Origin of the sequence: Curtobacterium sp. PhB136 (genome assembly GCF_004346855.1) — a bacterium.
Taxonomy (GTDB): Bacteria; Actinomycetota; Actinomycetes; order Actinomycetales; family Microbacteriaceae; genus Curtobacterium.
In genome coordinates, this window is sequence record NZ_SMGH01000004.1 from 754,639 (window position 1) to 769,972 (window position 15,334).

Annotated in this window: 14 protein-coding genes; 8 read left to right on the forward strand and 6 right to left on the reverse strand. The window is 70.3% G+C overall.

Features of this window, described 5'->3' with window-relative positions:
* Positions 1 to 204 precede the first annotated feature (204 nt).
* The 5 genes from EDF27_RS03620 to EDF27_RS03640 are packed head-to-tail and all read right to left on the reverse strand — an operon-like array spanning position 205 to position 5,856.
* Positions 205 to 1,071 (reverse strand): ABC transporter permease, encoded by an 867-nt coding sequence (locus EDF27_RS03620; RefSeq protein WP_123655064.1) that lies wholly within the window; start codon positions 1,069 to 1,071, stop codon positions 205 to 207.
* Positions 1,068 to 1,979, reverse strand: coding sequence for an ABC transporter permease (locus EDF27_RS03625; protein ID WP_123655063.1), 912 nt, complete (start codon positions 1,977 to 1,979; stop codon positions 1,068 to 1,070). Before EDF27_RS03625 ends, EDF27_RS03620 begins: the two co-directional genes overlap by 4 nt.
* Positions 1,976 to 3,184 (reverse strand): spermidine/putrescine ABC transporter substrate-binding protein, encoded by a 1,209-nt coding sequence (locus EDF27_RS03630; RefSeq protein WP_132047340.1) that lies wholly within the window; start codon positions 3,182 to 3,184, stop codon positions 1,976 to 1,978. Before EDF27_RS03630 ends, EDF27_RS03625 begins: the two co-directional genes overlap by 4 nt.
* A complete protein-coding gene (locus EDF27_RS03635; protein ID WP_132047342.1) occupies positions 3,181 to 4,371 on the reverse strand; it encodes an ABC transporter ATP-binding protein in 1,191 nt (396 codons plus the stop codon). Before EDF27_RS03635 ends, EDF27_RS03630 begins: the two co-directional genes overlap by 4 nt.
* Before the next feature lie 24 nt (positions 4,372 to 4,395).
* Positions 4,396 to 5,856 carry a gamma-aminobutyraldehyde dehydrogenase gene (locus EDF27_RS03640; RefSeq protein ID WP_132047344.1) on the reverse strand — a complete coding sequence of 487 codons (1,461 nt, stop codon included), beginning with the start codon at positions 5,854 to 5,856 and terminating at the stop codon, positions 4,396 to 4,398.
* A 125-nt stretch (positions 5,857 to 5,981) separates the two neighbouring features.
* Here EDF27_RS03640 and EDF27_RS03645 point away from each other — a divergent pair, with 125 nt between their 5' ends.
* From EDF27_RS03645 to EDF27_RS03665, 5 genes are all read left to right on the forward strand, one after another.
* The gene (locus tag EDF27_RS03645) at positions 5,982 to 6,452 is read left to right on the forward strand and encodes an Lrp/AsnC family transcriptional regulator (RefSeq protein ID WP_123655059.1); all 471 of its coding nucleotides are present in this window, start codon (positions 5,982 to 5,984) and stop codon (positions 6,450 to 6,452) included.
* A 107-nt stretch (positions 6,453 to 6,559) separates the two neighbouring features.
* Complete coding sequence (locus EDF27_RS03650) at positions 6,560 to 7,891, forward strand: aspartate aminotransferase family protein (protein ID WP_243698221.1); 1,332 nt, start codon at positions 6,560 to 6,562, stop codon at positions 7,889 to 7,891.
* A gap of 2 nt (positions 7,892 to 7,893) precedes the next feature.
* Entirely contained in the window at positions 7,894 to 9,258 is a 1,365-nt protein-coding gene (locus EDF27_RS03655) for an FAD-dependent oxidoreductase (RefSeq protein WP_132047346.1), read from the forward strand.
* Positions 9,259 to 9,291: 33 nt separating this feature from the next.
* Positions 9,292 to 10,611 carry an NAD(P)/FAD-dependent oxidoreductase gene (locus EDF27_RS03660; RefSeq protein WP_132047348.1) on the forward strand — a complete coding sequence of 440 codons (1,320 nt, stop codon included), beginning with the start codon at positions 9,292 to 9,294 and terminating at the stop codon, positions 10,609 to 10,611.
* Positions 10,608 to 11,261, forward strand: coding sequence for a hypothetical protein (locus EDF27_RS03665; protein WP_243698186.1), 654 nt, complete (start codon positions 10,608 to 10,610; stop codon positions 11,259 to 11,261). Before EDF27_RS03660 ends, EDF27_RS03665 begins: the two co-directional genes overlap by 4 nt.
* Before the next feature lie 9 nt (positions 11,262 to 11,270).
* Here EDF27_RS03665 and EDF27_RS03670 read toward each other — a convergent pair whose 3' ends face one another.
* Positions 11,271 to 12,089, reverse strand: coding sequence for an SDR family oxidoreductase (locus EDF27_RS03670; protein WP_132047350.1), 819 nt, complete (start codon positions 12,087 to 12,089; stop codon positions 11,271 to 11,273).
* Between the two features lie 256 nt (positions 12,090 to 12,345).
* Here EDF27_RS03670 and EDF27_RS03675 point away from each other — a divergent pair, with 256 nt between their 5' ends.
* From EDF27_RS03675 to EDF27_RS03685, 3 genes are read left to right on the forward strand one after another with little or no spacing between them, the layout of a single operon-like run.
* Positions 12,346 to 13,215 carry an aminoglycoside phosphotransferase family protein gene (locus EDF27_RS03675; RefSeq protein WP_132047352.1) on the forward strand — a complete coding sequence of 290 codons (870 nt, stop codon included), beginning with the start codon at positions 12,346 to 12,348 and terminating at the stop codon, positions 13,213 to 13,215.
* A gap of 26 nt (positions 13,216 to 13,241) precedes the next feature.
* Positions 13,242 to 14,309 carry a nitrilase-related carbon-nitrogen hydrolase gene (locus tag EDF27_RS03680; RefSeq protein WP_132047354.1) on the forward strand — a complete coding sequence of 356 codons (1,068 nt, stop codon included), beginning with the start codon at positions 13,242 to 13,244 and terminating at the stop codon, positions 14,307 to 14,309.
* Entirely contained in the window at positions 14,306 to 15,325 is a 1,020-nt protein-coding gene (locus EDF27_RS03685; protein ID WP_132047356.1) for an agmatine deiminase family protein, read from the forward strand. Before EDF27_RS03680 ends, EDF27_RS03685 begins: the two co-directional genes overlap by 4 nt.
* Positions 15,326 to 15,334 lie beyond the last annotated feature (9 nt).

Here is a 15,334-nt window from a genome sequence, read left to right on the forward strand (position 1 = left end):
ACGGTGATGGGCTTCGGTTGCTCTCCGAGTGGAAAGCCGGGACGGGCAACAGCCGTTCCCGAGTCGTAACGCTCGGGTCCAGTGTAATCGAGCTCCGGCCCGATCGCACGCCCGCCAGGCTCCTGGTCGACCTGGTCCGGAAGGACTGAGACAAGGACGTGCCGCACCGACCTCGATCGGTGCGGCACGTTCCGGGGCGACCGGTCAGCCGCGCGTCCGCGCCAACCGCCGGTTGAGCGCCCCGTTCAGCAGCGCGACGAGCAGCCCCACCGCGAACACCAGCGTCCCGAAGCACAGCACCTGCGGCGGCATCCCGGCCTTCGCGGCGCCGTACACGAAGAGCGGGAAGGTCACCGAGGGCCCGGCGACGAACGAGGTGATCACGTAGTCGTCGATGGACATGGCGAGCGCCAGCAGCCCCGCGGCGAGCATGCCCGGCGCCAAGAGCGGCAGCGTCACGAGCCGGAACGCCTGGAACGGCGTCGCGCCGAGGTCGCCGGCCGCTTCCTCGAGCGCGCGTGAGGTCCCCGCGATCCGCGCCCGCAGCACCACGACGACGTACGCGACGTCGAACGCCACGTGCGTGAGCAGCACGGTGAGGAAGCCGGTCCCCAGCCCGATCGACAGGAAGAACGACAGCGACGCGGAGCCGACGACGATCGACGGTGCGGCGATGTCCGCGAACACGACGGCGTTCACGGCGCCACGGCCGGGGAACTTGTACCGCTCGAGGGCGAGCGCGAGCGGCAGGCCGATCGCGACGGAGACGATGGCGGCGAGGAACGCGATGACGACCGAGGTCACGAACGCCGCGCCGAGCCCCGACACGTTCACGAGGTTGGCGTACCAGTACGTCGTGAACCCGTTCCAGGCGAACGACAACCGGTTCGTCGGGGCGTCGTTGAACGAGTACACGATCATGTAGATGATCGGCACGAGCGTGATCGCGATGACCACCCAGTACACGATCGCGAGCCACGGCCCGCGTCGGTTCACGCCGTGACGGTGCACGACCGGAGCGGAGACGGGCGACGCGGGGGCGGTGGTGCGGGGTGGTGCGACGGCGGTCATACGAGGTCCTCGAGGTCGTCGGTGCCGGACACACGGGCGTAGATGAACAGGATGATGCCGAGCACCACCATGAGCACGGTGGAGAGCGCGGCGGCGACGTTGTACTGCTGGTTGCCGGAGTAGGCGTCCTGGATCGCCTGCCCGATCGTGTACGTGTTCGTGCCGCCGAGGAGCGCCGAGTTCACCGGGTCGCCGACGCAGTCGATGAACACCAGCAGGACACCGGCGAAGATGCCGGAGCGGGACAGCGGCAGCGTGGTGTGCCAGAACGCCCGGACCTTGCCGGCGTAGAGGTCGTTCGCGGCCTCACCGAGGCGCGGGTCGATCCGTTCGAGCGCGGCGTAGATCGGCAGCACCATGAACGCCAGGTCGTTGTACGCGTCCCCGAAGATCACCGCCCCGCCGGTGCCGAGGATGTGGAAGTCCTTGCCGGCGAGCCCGATCCCCTGCAGGAAGGTGACGACGGGCCCCTGCGACGCGAGCACGAAGGCCCACATGTCGGTGCGGATGATGAACGACACCAGGAAGCTCACGAAGACGAGCATGAGCAGCGGGTTCTTCCACCGCGGGGACACCCGGAACGCGATGAAGTACGCGACGGGGTAACCGACGATGATGGTCACGACCGTTGCCGCTGCGCCGTACCAGAGGGAGCGGAGCAGGAACGTGAGGTACGGCACCTGCGGGTTCACGAACAGCGAGGAGTAGATCCCCCAGTTCCACGTGAACGTGTACCCGTCGTCCGGGTTGCCGGACATGAGCGAGACGATCAGCCCGGACAGGAGCGGGATGACGAAGAAGACGCAGAGGTACGCGGTGCCGACCAGCGCGAGCAGGAACGGCGTGCTGCGACGCCGCCCGCGACGAACGGGTGCAGCGGGCGGGGCACCCAGGGCGACGGCGGTCACGACTGCACCACCGCGTTGAAGATGCCGTTCCACTCCGAGTACTCGTCGTAGTTCTTGAACACGCGGAACTCGTGCGACTTCTCCAACACCGAGGAGTCGGGGAACACGAGCGGGCTGTCCGCCACCGTCGCGTCGTCGAGCTGGTCGCGGACGTAGTCCTCGGCGGCGGGGACGGGGCAGACGTAGTTGACCCAGTCCTCGACGATCCCGGCGACCTTCGGCGTGTAGTAGAAGTCCATCCAGGCCAGCGCCGACACCGGGTTCGCCGCCTGCCGGGGGATGAGCATGTTGTCGTGCCAGGTCATCTGCCCCTCCTCCGGGGTGACGAACTCCAGGTCCGGGAACCCCGACTGCTGCGCCTGGAACACGTCGCCCGACCAGGCCTGGGTGATCCAGGTGTCCCCGTTCTCGAGCCGGTTGATGTAGCTCTGGTCGTAGAACCCGGTGACGCTCGGGCGCAGCTCACGGAGCCACTGTTGGGCCTTCCGCCAGTCCGCGGCGGTCGACGTCTCCGGCGCGATCCCGAGCGCCAGGAGCGCCAGTGAGCCGAGCTCGGTGTTGTCGCTCATCAACCCGATGCGGCCCTTGAACGCCGGATCGAGGAGGTCCTTGAACGAGGTGATCTTCCGCCCGGTGTACTTCGGGTTGTACGCCAGACCGGTGAACCCGGTCTGCCACACGACCGAGTGCTTGTTGTCCGGGTCGTAGTTCGGGTCCTTCACCGAGTCGGACGCGTTCGCGGCGAAGTTCGGCAGCCGGCTGTGGTCGAGCTCGCAGACGAACCCGTTCTTGATCATCTCGGTGAGCTCGTACCCGTTGGTCATCACGACGAGGTCGTACCCGGTGGATCCCTGCGCCCGGAGGATCGGGGAGACCGTCGCGTAGAACGTCGCGTTGTCCTGGATCACCGCCTGGTAGTCCACCGCGATGCCGGTCGCCTCCTTGAAGAGCGCGAGCGACTCGGACTTGCCGTGGTCGGAGTCGATGTACAGCGGCCAGTTCGCGAAGTTGAGCTCCTTCGTCGCCTTCGCGTCCTTCCAGAAGGCGGTCCAGTCCACGGGGGGACCCATCGAGGCGGCGGAGCCCTTGATGCTGCAGCCGGCGAGGAGTGCCGCGACGGCGGCCGCGCCGCCTCCGGCCAGGAACCCCCGCCGGCTGACCCGGGCGGACGTCAGTCCGCGCACCAGGTCGGGTCGGGCGCTCACGCGCCCGCACCTGCGGTGGCGGTCTCCACGGCCTGGAGGCCCGGCGCGGCCTGGGTGGTGACGCTCGCGTCGGACGCGTCGGGTGCCTCCAGACCGAATCCGTGGTCGACGCCCCACGTGAGCCAGACCTCGGTGCCGGTCGCGATCCGCGGCCCGCCCTTCGAGTTCTGGGCGAAGACGGAGACCCGGCCGGCGCCGGGGACGTCGACCAGGTACTGCGTGCTGACGCCGGAGAAGGAGACGTCGACGACGCGTCCCGGGCCGAGGATGTTGCGTCCGGCCTCGTGCGAGGGCTCCGCGGTGCGGATCTTGAGCTTCTCGGGGCGCACCCCGACGACCACGCGGCCGGAGGTCGCAACGGCACGCGCGGCCGGCACGGCGATGGTGCCCGCGGCGGTCGCGACGACGATGAGCTCGCCCTCGGTTCCACGGACGTCACCCTCGAGCAGGTTCGACTGGCCGAGGAAGTTCGCGACGAATGCGGTCTTCGGCAGTTCGTAGAGGTCCTGGGGGCTGCCCATCTGCTCGATCCGGCCGCCGTTCATGACGGCGACCGTGTCGGCCATCGTCATCGCCTCTTCCTGGTCGTGGGTGACGTGCAGGAACGTCAGCCCGACCTCGGCCTGGATCGTCTTCAACTCGAGCTGCATCTGGTGCCGGAGCTTCAGGTCGAGCGCGCCGAGCGGTTCGTCGAGGAGCAGCAGCGCCGGCCGGTTCACGATCGCCCGGGCGAGGGCGACGCGTTGCTGCATGCCGCCGGAGAGCTGGGCGGGCCGCTTGGACGCCGAGGCCTCGAGCTCGACGAGGCGGAGCGCCTCGTGGGCCTTCGTCATCGGGTCCGGGATCCGTCGGCGCTTCAGCCCGAACGCGACGTTGTCGAGCACGCTCATGTGCGGGAACAGCGCGTAGTTCTGGAACACCGTGTTCACGGGCCGCTGGTACGGCTTCGTCTCGGTGACGTCCTTCCCGCCGATCGTGATCGTGCCGCTCGTCGGTTCTTCGAGTCCCGCGACGAGCCGCAGGGTCGTGGTCTTGCCGCAGCCGGACGGTCCGAGCAGGGCGAAGAACGATCCCGCCGGGACCGTGAGGTCGAGGGCGTCCACCGCCGTGTGCCCCGGGAAGGCCTTCGTGATCTGTTCGAGCCGCAGGTCGGCTCCCGATTCGGCGAACGTGCCGGTCATTGCCATGGTGCCTCCAGGGAGTGGTCGGCTTCAGCCGATGTAGGACATGACGTGCTTGATGCGGGTGTAGTCGTCGAACCCGTACTGGGACAGGTCCTTGCCGTAGCCGGAGTGCTTGAAGCCGCCGTGCGGCATCTCGGCGACGATCGGGATGTGTGTGTTGATCCACACGCACCCGAAGTCGAGGTCGCGGGCGAAGCGCATCGCCCGCGCGTGGTCGGTCGTCCACACCGAACTCGCCAGGCCGTACTCGACACCGTTCGCCCAGCGGAGCGCCTCCGCCTCGGTGCTGAACCGCTGGACGGTCTGCACCGGGCCGAAGATCTCCTGCTGCACGGCGCGGTCGTCCTGCCGGAGCCCGGACACGATCGTCGCCTGGTGGAAGTAGCCGACGTCGCCCTGCCGCGCACCACCGAGCTCGATCGTGGCGTGGTCGGGGAGCGTGTCGATGAAGTCCTGCACGTGCGTGAGCTGGTTCACGTTGTTGACCGGACCGAAGTACGGGTTGGCCGTGTCGGCACCGGTCGGCGCGTTCGCCCGCGCTTCCTCGGCGAGCGCCGCCACGAACTCGTCGTGGATGCCGTCCTGCACGAGCAGCCGGGTGGCCGCGGTGCAGTCCTGCCCGGCGTTGAAGAACCCGGCGGCGACGATGCCGGCGACCGCGGCGGGGATGTCGGCGTCGTCGAACACGATCACCGGGGCCTTCCCGCCGAGCTCCAGGTGCGTGCGCTTCAGGTCACCGGCGGCGGCGCGGGCGACCTCCATGCCGGCGCGGACGGATCCCGTGATGGACACGAGCTGCGGCGTCGGGTGGTCGATCATCGCGGCGCCGGTGGTCCGGTCCCCCACGACGACGTTGAGGACGCCGGGTGGCAGGAACTCCGCGGCGACCTCGGCGAGGAGCAGCGTGGACAGGGGCGTCGTGTCGCTCGGCTTCAGGACGGTGGTGTTCCCCGCGGCGAGCGCCGGGGCGAACTTCCACACCGCCATGTTGAGCGGGTAGTTCCAGGGGGTGACCTGGGCGACGACGCCGATCGGCTCGCGCCGGACGAACGACGTGTGGTCGGCCATGTACTCGCCGGCGCTCCGGCCCTCGAGGTTCCGGGCGGCTCCGGCGAAGAAGCGGATCTGGTCGACGGAGAGCAGGATCTCGTCCTCGACCAGGGTGGCGCGGGGCTTCCCGGTGTCGAGCGACTCCAGGTCCGCGAACTCCTCCGCACGCTGTTCCATCGCGTCCGCGATCCGGAACAGCGCGAGCTGGCGCTCCCCCGGGGTGGTGCGGCGCCAGGTGTCGAACGCGGTGCTCGCGGCGGTGAAGGCGTCGTCGACGTCCGCCGCGGTGGAGATCGGCGACCTGCCGTACTCGGCCTCGGTCGTCGGGTCGACCAGGCCGAACGCGGTGTCCGAGCGTGACTCGACGGACGCGCCTCCGACGAAGTTCCGGAGTTCCCGCGTCGCCGTGGCCGTCGACGTGTTCGTGCTGTCCAGCATGGCGGCGATACTGGCACGCTTTCCCATGGTTCGGAAGACTTGTAACAACGGAAATCGTCGCGAAACACGTTGTTCACAACGGAATCCCTTGCTTTCTCGACGACGGCGCTGCCATGCTGTCCGGCATGGCGGCAGCACCACGACGTCCGGGACCGATCGACGACATCTCCAAGCGCATCATCGAACAGCTCCAGGCGGACGGGCGCCGTCCGTACGGCGAGATCGGCAAGGCGGTCGGTCTCAGCGAGGCGGCGGTCCGGCAGCGCGTGCAGAAGCTCACCGAGACCGGCGTCATGCAGATCGTCGCGGTCACGGACCCCATGCAGCTCGGGTTCCACCGGCAGGCGATGATCGGCATCCGCGTGGGCGGCGACACCCGCAAGGTCGCCGACGAACTCGAGAAGCTCCTGGCGGTCGACTACCTCGTGATGACCGCCGGCAGCTTCGACCTCATGGTGGAGGTCGTCTGCGAAGACGACGACGACCTCATCGAACTGCTCAACGGCACGATCCGGGCCATCCCGGGTGTGACCGGCACCGAGACCTTCGTCTACCTGCAACTCCGCAAACAGCTCTACGACTGGGGAACGCGATGACCATCTCCGACCAGAAGACCGAACAGCCCACGCGGCTCGGCTCCTACGACCCGTTCGCCCCGGTGGACGACGCAGCCCTGCAGCAGAAGTCCCGCGACCACCTGTGGATGCACTTCGCCCGGCACGGTGCGAACCAGGCCGGTGCCGACGTGCCGATCATGGTGCGCGGCGAGGGCCACCACGTCTACGACAGCCACGGCAAGGGCTACATCGACGGGCTCTCCGGCCTGTTCGTCGTCGCCGCCGGGCACGGCCGGAAGCGCCTGGCCGAGATGGCGGCGAAGCAGGCCGAGACGCTGAGCTTCTTCCCGATCTGGTCCTACGCGCACCCCGCCGCGATCGAGCTCGCCGACCGCCTGGCCGACCTGGCGCCCGGCGACCTCAACAAGGTGTTCTTCTCCACCGGTGGTGGTGAGGCGGTCGAGACCGCCTTCAAACTCGCGAAGTACTACTGGAAGCTCCGCGGCAAGCCGATGAAGCACAAGGTGATCTCGCGTGCGGTGGCGTACCACGGCACCCCGCAGGGAGCGCTCGCGATCACCGGCATCCCCGCGATGAAGCAGATGTTCGAGCCGCTGACGCCCGGTGGCCTCCGTGTGCCGAACACGAACTACTACCGCGCCGACGAGATGGGCTTCGCCGGGCAGAGCGAAGAGGAGTTCGGCTACTGGGCCGCCGAGCGCATCCGCGAGATGATCGAGTTCGAGGGCCCCGACACCGTCGCCGCCGTGTTCCTCGAGCCGGTCCAGAACTCCGGCGGCTGCTTCACCCCGCCGCCCGGGTACTTCCAGCGGGTCCGCGAGATCTGCGACGAGTACGACGTGCTCCTGGTCTCCGACGAGGTCATCTGCGCGTTCGGTCGCATCGGCACGATGTTCGCCTGCGACACCTACGACTTCGTGCCGGACATGATCACCTGCGCCAAGGCGATGACCTCCGGGTACTCCCCGATCGGCGCCACGATCATCAGCGACAAGCTGTTCGAGCCGTTCTCGAAGGGCGACACGACCTTCTACCACGGGTACACGTTCGGCGGGCACCCGGTCTCCGCAGCGGTCGCGATGGAGAACCTCGACATCTTCGAGGAAGAGGGCCTGCTCGCGAACGTGCAGCAGAACGCCCCGCTCTTCAAGGCCGAGCTGGACACCCTGCTCGACCTGCCGATCGTCGGTGACGTCCGCGGTGCCGGGTACTTCTACGGCATCGAGCTCGTGAAGGACAAGGCCACGAAGACGACGTTCGACGACGACGAGTCCGAGCGTCTGCTCCGCGGGTTCCTGTCCAAGGCGCTCTTCGACGCGGGGCTGTACTGCCGCGCCGACGACCGCGGCGACCCCGTCGTGCAGCTCGCACCGCCGCTCACCATCGGGCAGCCCGAGTTCCGCGAGATCACCTCGATCCTGCGGAGCGTGCTGTCCGAGGCGTCCTCGAAGATCTGATCGTGACGGGCTACCGGGGCGTCTCGTTCTGGCTGGACCAGCTCGTGGCATCCGGCCGCGACGACCTGACGCCCCGGCCGCCCCTCGACGGCGACCGCTCGGCGGACGTCTGCATCATCGGCGGCGGACTCACCGGTCTCTGGACCGCGTGGTACCTGCACCAGGGTGATCCGAGCCTCCAGATCGTCGTCGTCGAACGCGAGATCGCCGGGTTCGGCGCCTCCGGACGGAACGGCGGCTGGTGCTCGGCGCTCTTCCCGCGGTCCGCGGAGTCCATCGCGCAGCACGACGGCCGCGAGGCCGCGCTCGCCATGCGCGCGGCCATGCGCGACACCGTCGACGAGGTCGGTCGCGCAGCGGCCGAGGCCGACATCGACTGCGACTACGTCAAGGGCGGCACCGTCCTCTACGCACGTTCCGAGGTCCAGGACCGCGCGGCCCGCGCGGAGGTCGCGTCGTCGTCCGACTGGGGCGACGACATGACCTACCGGGACGGCCGTCGCGGTGACGCGACGGACACCCTCGGTGTGGCGTGGACCCCGGACTGCGCGCGGGTGCAGCCGGCCGCATTGGTCCGTGGGCTCGCAGCCGCCCTGGAGGCCCGTGGCGTCGTGATCGCGGAGCACACGCCCGCCGTGTCGTGGGCACCAGGGCGTGTGGTCACCACCCGCGGGACCGTCTCGGCCGGCGCGGTCGTCGTCGCCACCGAGGGGTACGGCGCGTCGCTGGAGCAGACGAAGCGGCGGATCCTGCCGCTGTACTCGCTGATGATCGCGACCGCGCCGCTGCCGGCGTCCGCGTGGGAGCGCATCGGCCTCGAACACGGACAGACCTTCTCCGACTACCGGCACCTGCTCGTCTACGGGCAGCGGACCGCCGACGACCGGCTCGCGTTCGGCGGGCGGGGCGCACGGTACCACTGGGGCTCCTCGATCACCCCCGGGTACGACCGGGTCCCCCGGGTCTTCCAGCACCTGCGCCGGTCGCTCGTCGAGCTCTTCCCGGTGGTGGCGGACGCTCCGATCACGCACACCTGGGGCGGGCCGCTCGGGGTGCCGCGCGACTGGTGCGCCTCGGTGACCTGGGACGGATCCGTCGGCTCGGCCGGCGGGTACGTCGGGGACGGCCTCTCGACGACGAACCTGGCCGGACGGACGCTCGCCGACCTCGTGCGGGGTGTCTCGACGCCGCTGACCGCGCTGCCGTGGGTGGGGCACCGCTCCCCCGACTGGGAGCCGGAGCCGCTGCGGTTCCTCGGGGCGAACGCCGGACTCGTCGCCACCGACCTCGCCGACCGCGAGGAACGGCTGACCGGGCGTGCGAGTCTCGCCGCCCGGCTGATGGCGCCGCTGACCGGAGGTCACTGATGGGTGGGCTGTGCTGATGGGCGGGCTGTGCTGATGGGCGTCGACGTGATCGTCGTCGGAGCCGGCGTCGCCGGGCTGGCCGCCGCGCGCGCCCTGGCCCTCGCCGGCCGCGACGTCGTCGTGCTCGAGGCCCGGGACCGCATCGGTGGTCGCACCTGGACGGACTCCGCGCTCGGCGTGCCCGTCGACCTCGGCGCCTCGTGGATCCACGGCATCGACGGCAACCCGCTGTGGTCCCTGGCGTCCGCGTTCGGGATCGACACCGTCGAGTTCACCGTCGGCAGCTTCCAGTTCGACGGGCGGCCGATCGCCTGGCACGACCCGTCCGGAGCGCCGGTGGCCGACCCGGGTGCGTTCGTGGCCGATCTGCACACCGTCGACGGGCTGCTGGAGTCCATCGTGGCGGACGCCGCCCCGGGGACCACGTACGCCGAGGCCGTCGCGACCGTGCTGGCGTCGCTCGGCTGGTCCGGCGCGCGCGCCCTGCGCGTGCAGGAGTACATGGCCCACCGGTCCGAGGACCTCTGCGGCGCCCCCGTCACCGACCTCGACGCCCACGGGCTCGAGGAGGAGCACGTCCCCGGCGACGAGGTCGTCTTCCCCGGCGGGTACGGGCAGTACGCCGCCGCACTCGCCGACGGCCTCGACGTGCGCACCGACGCCGTCGTCGCCGTGGTCCACCAGAACGACGAGCGGGTCAAGGTGACCACGACCGACGGTTCGGAGTTCTGCGCCGCCGAGGTCGTCGTGACCGTGCCGCTCGGCGTGCTCAGGGCCGGCGACGTCGTGTTCGACCCGCCGTTGGCCGGTCCGGCCGCCGGAGCGCTCGACCGACTCGGCATGGGCGTCTACGACAAGGTGTTCCTGCGGTTCCCCGAGCAGTTCTGGGACACGTGGGTGATCCGGCAGCAGGGGCCCGCCGGGGTCGACTGGCACTCCTGGTACGACATGTCCCGGGTGACCGGGGAGCCCGTGCTCGCTGCGCTGCTCGGCGGTGCCGGCGCACGGCGGATCGAGACCCTGACGGACGACGAGATCGTGGCCGAGGGCGTCACCGCGCTCCGCCGCATGTTCGGCGATGCCGTCCCCGACCCGACGGCGTTCCGCATCACCCGCTGGGCCGCCGACCCCTTCGCACGCGGCTCGTACTCGTACCTGCACGTCGGCGCGTCGACCGACGACCACGACCTGCTCGGGACACCGTCCGGACGCGTGCAGCTCGCTGGCGAGGCCACGTGGGGCGACGACCCCGCGACGGTGCACGGGGCGCTGAACTCGGGGCTCCGTGCGGCGTCGCGGATCCTCGGCAGGCAGGTCACGCCGGCGGAACTGGCATCTACACTCGGCGCGTGAGCCCGACGAAGGTCAGACACCAGCACGAACACCGCTTCCCGGTGGCCGCCGCGATCCTGGTCAACCTCGCGCTCGCCCTGTTCCTGCCGAGCCAGGTGCTGTTCTTCCCGTCGTGGGTCGTCCCGCTGCTCGGCGTCCTGCTGCTCATGCCGTTGATCGTGTTCAACCCGCGGCGGTTGTCGCGCGAGACGACCTGGTCACGGTGGCTCTCGTTCGGCCTCGCGATCATGCTCACCGTCGCGAACCAGCTCACCGTGATCCGCACCGTGATGGTGCTCCTCAACGGGCACGCGGACGGCGGCGCCGTGCTCCTGACCGCGCTGCAGGTGTGGGTCAGCAGCATCATCGCCTTCGGGCTCGTCTACTGGGAGCTCGACCGCGGCGGCCCCGTGGCCCGGCGGCGTCCCGGGCTCTGGAAGTCCGACGAGGCGGACTTCCAGTTCCCCCAGGAGACCGACGAGCGCACGGCGTCGTGGCGTCCGGTGTACCTCGACTACCTCTACGTCGGGCTCACCAACATGGTGGCGTTCAGCCCGACCGACACGATGCCGATGACCGTCCGCGCGAAGATGATCATGGCCTACCAGTCGGTCGGCGGGTTCATCCTGATGGCGCTGGTCATCTCGCGCGCGGTCAACATCATCGCCTGACGGCCCGCGTCAGGCGCCGTGCGCCTCCTCGGACACCGGCTGCCACTCGCGCCACGTCGCCAGACGCGACTCGTAGTCCTTCTCGGCGATGCCGAGCGGAGCCTTGCCGAAGAACACCCGGAGCGGGGGCTGCTCGGCGTCGACGACCTTGAGGATCGCGGAGCGGGTGGCCTCGGGCTTGCCGGGGTCCGCCGCCGACGGACGCTTCGACGCGGCCTCTCGCACCGCCGCGTAGGCGGGGTTCTCCTCGCTCTTCTTCGACGACGGGCCGGACCAGTCGGTCGAGAACCCGCCGGGCTCGACCAGCGTCACCGAGATGCCGAAGCCGGCGACCTCCTGAGAGAGCGACTGCGAGAAGCCCTCGAGCGCCCACTTCGACGCGTGGTAGGCGCCGACCGTCGGGAACGCACTGATCCCGCCGATGCTCGACACCTGGATGACGTGCCCGGAGCCCTGGGCACGCATGATCGGCAGCGCCGCCTGGGTGACCCAGAGCGCACCGAACAGGTTCGTCTCGAGCTGGCCGCGGACCTCGTCCTCGCTGAGCTCCTCGATCATGCCGAAGTGGCCGTAGCCGGCGTTGTTGACGACGACGTCGAGCGAGCCGAAGTGCTCGGCTGCCCGCTGCACCGCGGCGAAGTCGGCGGCACGGTCCGTGACGTCGAGCTGGAGTCCGAGGAACGTGTCCGGGTACTGCTCGACGAGGGCCTGCACGTCGTCGGTGTTCCGGGCGGTGCCGGCGACGGAGTCCCCGCGTTCCAGGGCGGCCTCCGCCCACTCGCGGCCGAAGCCCTTCGATGCGCCGGTGATGAACCAGGTCTTGCTCATGTGTCCTCCTGAGATCTGACGCCGACCAGGCAACGCCGCCCCGGTCGGTGCGACCTGGACGCCCGGGTGACGGCTGCGCCCTTCGGACACTTCCGGCTTCGATGCGGGGCGCCTCGCAGAAACAAGGAACCCCTCGCAGCGCGAGGGGTTCCCGGGGTATGCACGTCGGTCCAAGCCCGACGCTCTTGCGGGAAACGATACGGCACACCAGGGGCCCGTCAATCGGCGCGGTTGGGCAGGCGAGTAGGTTTTCGGGATGCGGTGGGGGAGCACAGGTCTCAGCGACGAGCAGGTCGAGGTCGTCCGCGCCTCGGTGCCAGGGGCACGGGTGCTGGCGAACGACTCGTGGGGGCTCCTCGACACGGTCGTCCTGCACGTCGCGGGAACAGCGGGTGAGTACACGGTGAAGGCCGCCGGCCCGGAGAACACCCACTTCCCGAGGGAGCTCCTCGCGCACCGCCGGTGGACCGCCCCCTTCGTGCGCACCGGCGACACCGCGGCACTCGTGGCAGCCGACGAGGAACGCCGCGTCCTCGTGCTGGACCGGGTCCCCGGCCACCTCGCCCTCGGGAGCCCCGACGAGACGTCACCGGAGGTGCACCGCCAGGCCGGCGCGCTCCTCCGCCGGTTCCACGACCAGCACGCGGCCCCGTCCGCCGACTTCCTGGTCCGCGAGTCCCGCAAGGCCCTGGACGCGCTGGCGTCGGAGCACCGGATCCCGGACGACATCGCCGCGCGGGCGCGAGCCCACCTGGAGTCGTTCGACGCCGGCCCGGTCACCCTCGTACCGACGCACGGCGACTGGCATCCCCGGAACTGGATCGTCGACGACGGCCGCCTGCGGATGATCGACTTCGGGCGCTTCGCCCTGCGCCCGAGAGCCCTCGACCTGACACGGCTCGCCGTCCTGCACTGGCAGCACGAGCCGGCGCTCGAACGGGCCTTCTTCGACGGCTACGGTGACGACCCACGTGACCCGGAGGCCTGGCGCTGGCTCCAGCTCCGCGAAGCCGTCGGCACCGCGGTGTGGGCGTACGCGGTCGGCGACGAGCGGTTCGAGGACCAGGGGCACCGGATGCTGGCCGATGCCCTCGCAGCGTTCGACCACGGTGACCCCTTGCGGTAGTTGATCGCGTGGTCAACAATGGCGCCATGGACGTCGTCATCGCTCCCCCGGTCGCTTCCCCACTCCACGAGGAAACCGGCGCACCACGCCGGTCGACCCGTGTCGCCCTGGTGCAGATGCGCTGGCTCGAGGATCCCGAGGCGCACCGCCGACAGCTCGCGGAGGGCATCGCGGCAGCGGCGGCGAACGGCGCCCGCGCGGTGTTCCTGCCCGAGCTGACGCTGCTCCGGTACCCGGGCGACACCCCCGCGAGCGGCGTGCCGAAGGACCTCGCCGAGGACCTCGCGGACGGACCCACCATGACCTTCGCCCGGGACCAGGCGCGGCAGCACGGCCTGTTCGTGCACGCCTCGCTCTACGAACGCCCGGCGGACGACGACCAGCCCGACGACCCCCGCGGGTACAACACGGCGATCCTCGTCGCCCCGGACGGCACGCTCGTCGGCCGGACCCGGAAGACCCACATCCCGATCAGCGCCGGGTACTACGAGGACACATACTTCCGCCCGGGCGCCGACGACGACGCGTTCCCGGTGTACGAGCCGACCGGTCTCGGTGCCCGTGTCGGACTGCCGACGTGCTGGGACGAGTGGTTCCCCGAGGTCGCACGCTCCTACGGCCTCGCCGGGTCCGAAGTCCTCGCCTACCCCACGGCGATCGGCTCCGAACCGACGTTCCCGGACTTCGACACCGCCTCGATCTGGCGGCACGTCATCGTGGCGAACGGGATCACGGCCGGCCAGTTCATGGTCGTCCCGAACCGGTGGGGCGACGAGGGCGACATCACCTTCTACGGCTCGTCGTTCATCTCCGACCCGTTCGGTCGGGTCCTCGCCGAGGCCCCTCGCGACGCGAGCGTGGTCCTGGTCGCCGACCTCGACCTCGACGCCCGGACGGAGTGGCTGCGGCTCTTCCCCTTCTACCTGACGAGGCGACCCGACCTGTACGACGGACTGGTGGGTGCGGTCGACCCCGTCCGCGACGGGTACGGCGCGGTCGAGGCGACCCTGGCCTCCCGACCGGATCAGCCGACCACGGACGGGACCGCCACCGCGACGACCGCCGACCACACGGCGACGGCGGTGCGGTCGTGAGCTGGCGGATGCCGGCGGAGACTGCTCCGCAGGAACGCACCTGGATGGCGTTCCCCCGTCCCGGACACACGCTCGGTGACGACGCGGCGAGCGCCGAGGCGGCACGCGAGGCATGGGCCGCGACCGCGAACACGATCAGCGAGTACCAGCCGGTCACCATCGTGGTGGACCCGGTCGCCCGTGCGGACGCTGCGCGGCTGCTCTCGAGCGCCGTCGAGGTGCTCGAAGCCCCGCTCGACGACTTCTGGATGCGCGACATCGGACCGACCTTCGTCGTGGACGACGAGACCGGAGCGACCGGCGCCGTCGACTGGGTCTTCAACGGCTGGGGCGCCAACGCCTGGGCGACGTGGACCCGGGACGCGGAGATCGCCGCGACGGTCGCACGGGCCGCCGGTGTCGAGCGGATCCCGTCGCTCCTGGTGAACGAGGGCGGGGCGATCCACGTCGACGGCGGGGGACGGGTGATGGTCACGGAGACCGTGCAGCTCGACCCGCGGCGGAACCCCTATGCCGACCGCGCCCGCGTCGAGGAGGAGCTCGCCCGGACGATCGGGGCGACGGACGTGATCTGGCTCCCCCGGGGGCTCACGCGGGACTACGACGGCCTCGGGACCCGCGGGCACGTGGACATGATCGCGACGTTCACGGACGAGGCGACCGTCCTGCTGCACGCGCAGCCGGACGCCGCGCACCCCGACCACGTCGTCATGCCGCAGGTCCGGCGGGCCATCGAGGACGCCACCGACGCGACCGTCGTCGAGATCCCGGCGCCGGCGACGCTGACCGACGACGACGGCCCGGTGGACTGGAACTACGTCAACCACGTCGTGGTGAACGGCGCCGTCATCGCGTGCGCCTTCGGCGACGCCGAGGCAGCGGCCAACGACCGCGCACGGGGCATCCTGGCGGACGTGTACCCGGGCCGTGAGATCCGGTCGGTCGACGCCCGCGAGGTCTTCGCACGCGGGGGCGGCCTGCACTGCATCACCCAGCAGCAGCCCCAGTCCTCTTGACCAACAATG

What these genes read in the sequence shown, in the direction of transcription:
- EDF27_RS03620 (WP_123655064.1), bottom strand. Translation starts at nt 1,071, where the DNA reads ATGACCGCCGTCGCACCACCCCGCACCACCGCCCCCGCGTCGCCCGTC.
- EDF27_RS03635 (WP_132047342.1), bottom strand. Translation starts at nt 4,371, where the DNA reads ATGGCAATGACCGGCACGTTCGCCGAATCGGGAGCCGACCTGCGGCTC.
- EDF27_RS03640 (WP_132047344.1), bottom strand. Translation starts at nt 5,856, where the DNA reads ATGCTGGACAGCACGAACACGTCGACGGCCACGGCGACGCGGGAACTC.
- EDF27_RS03645 (WP_123655059.1), top strand. Translation starts at nt 5,982, where the DNA reads ATGGCGGCAGCACCACGACGTCCGGGACCGATCGACGACATCTCCAAG.
- EDF27_RS03650 (WP_243698221.1), top strand. Translation starts at nt 6,560, where the DNA reads ATGCACTTCGCCCGGCACGGTGCGAACCAGGCCGGTGCCGACGTGCCG.
- EDF27_RS03660 (WP_132047348.1), top strand. Translation starts at nt 9,292, where the DNA reads ATGGGCGTCGACGTGATCGTCGTCGGAGCCGGCGTCGCCGGGCTGGCC.
- EDF27_RS03670 (WP_132047350.1), bottom strand. Translation starts at nt 12,089, where the DNA reads ATGAGCAAGACCTGGTTCATCACCGGCGCATCGAAGGGCTTCGGCCGC.
- EDF27_RS03675 (WP_132047352.1), top strand. Translation starts at nt 12,346, where the DNA reads ATGCGGTGGGGGAGCACAGGTCTCAGCGACGAGCAGGTCGAGGTCGTC.
- EDF27_RS03680 (WP_132047354.1), top strand. Translation starts at nt 13,242, where the DNA reads ATGGACGTCGTCATCGCTCCCCCGGTCGCTTCCCCACTCCACGAGGAA.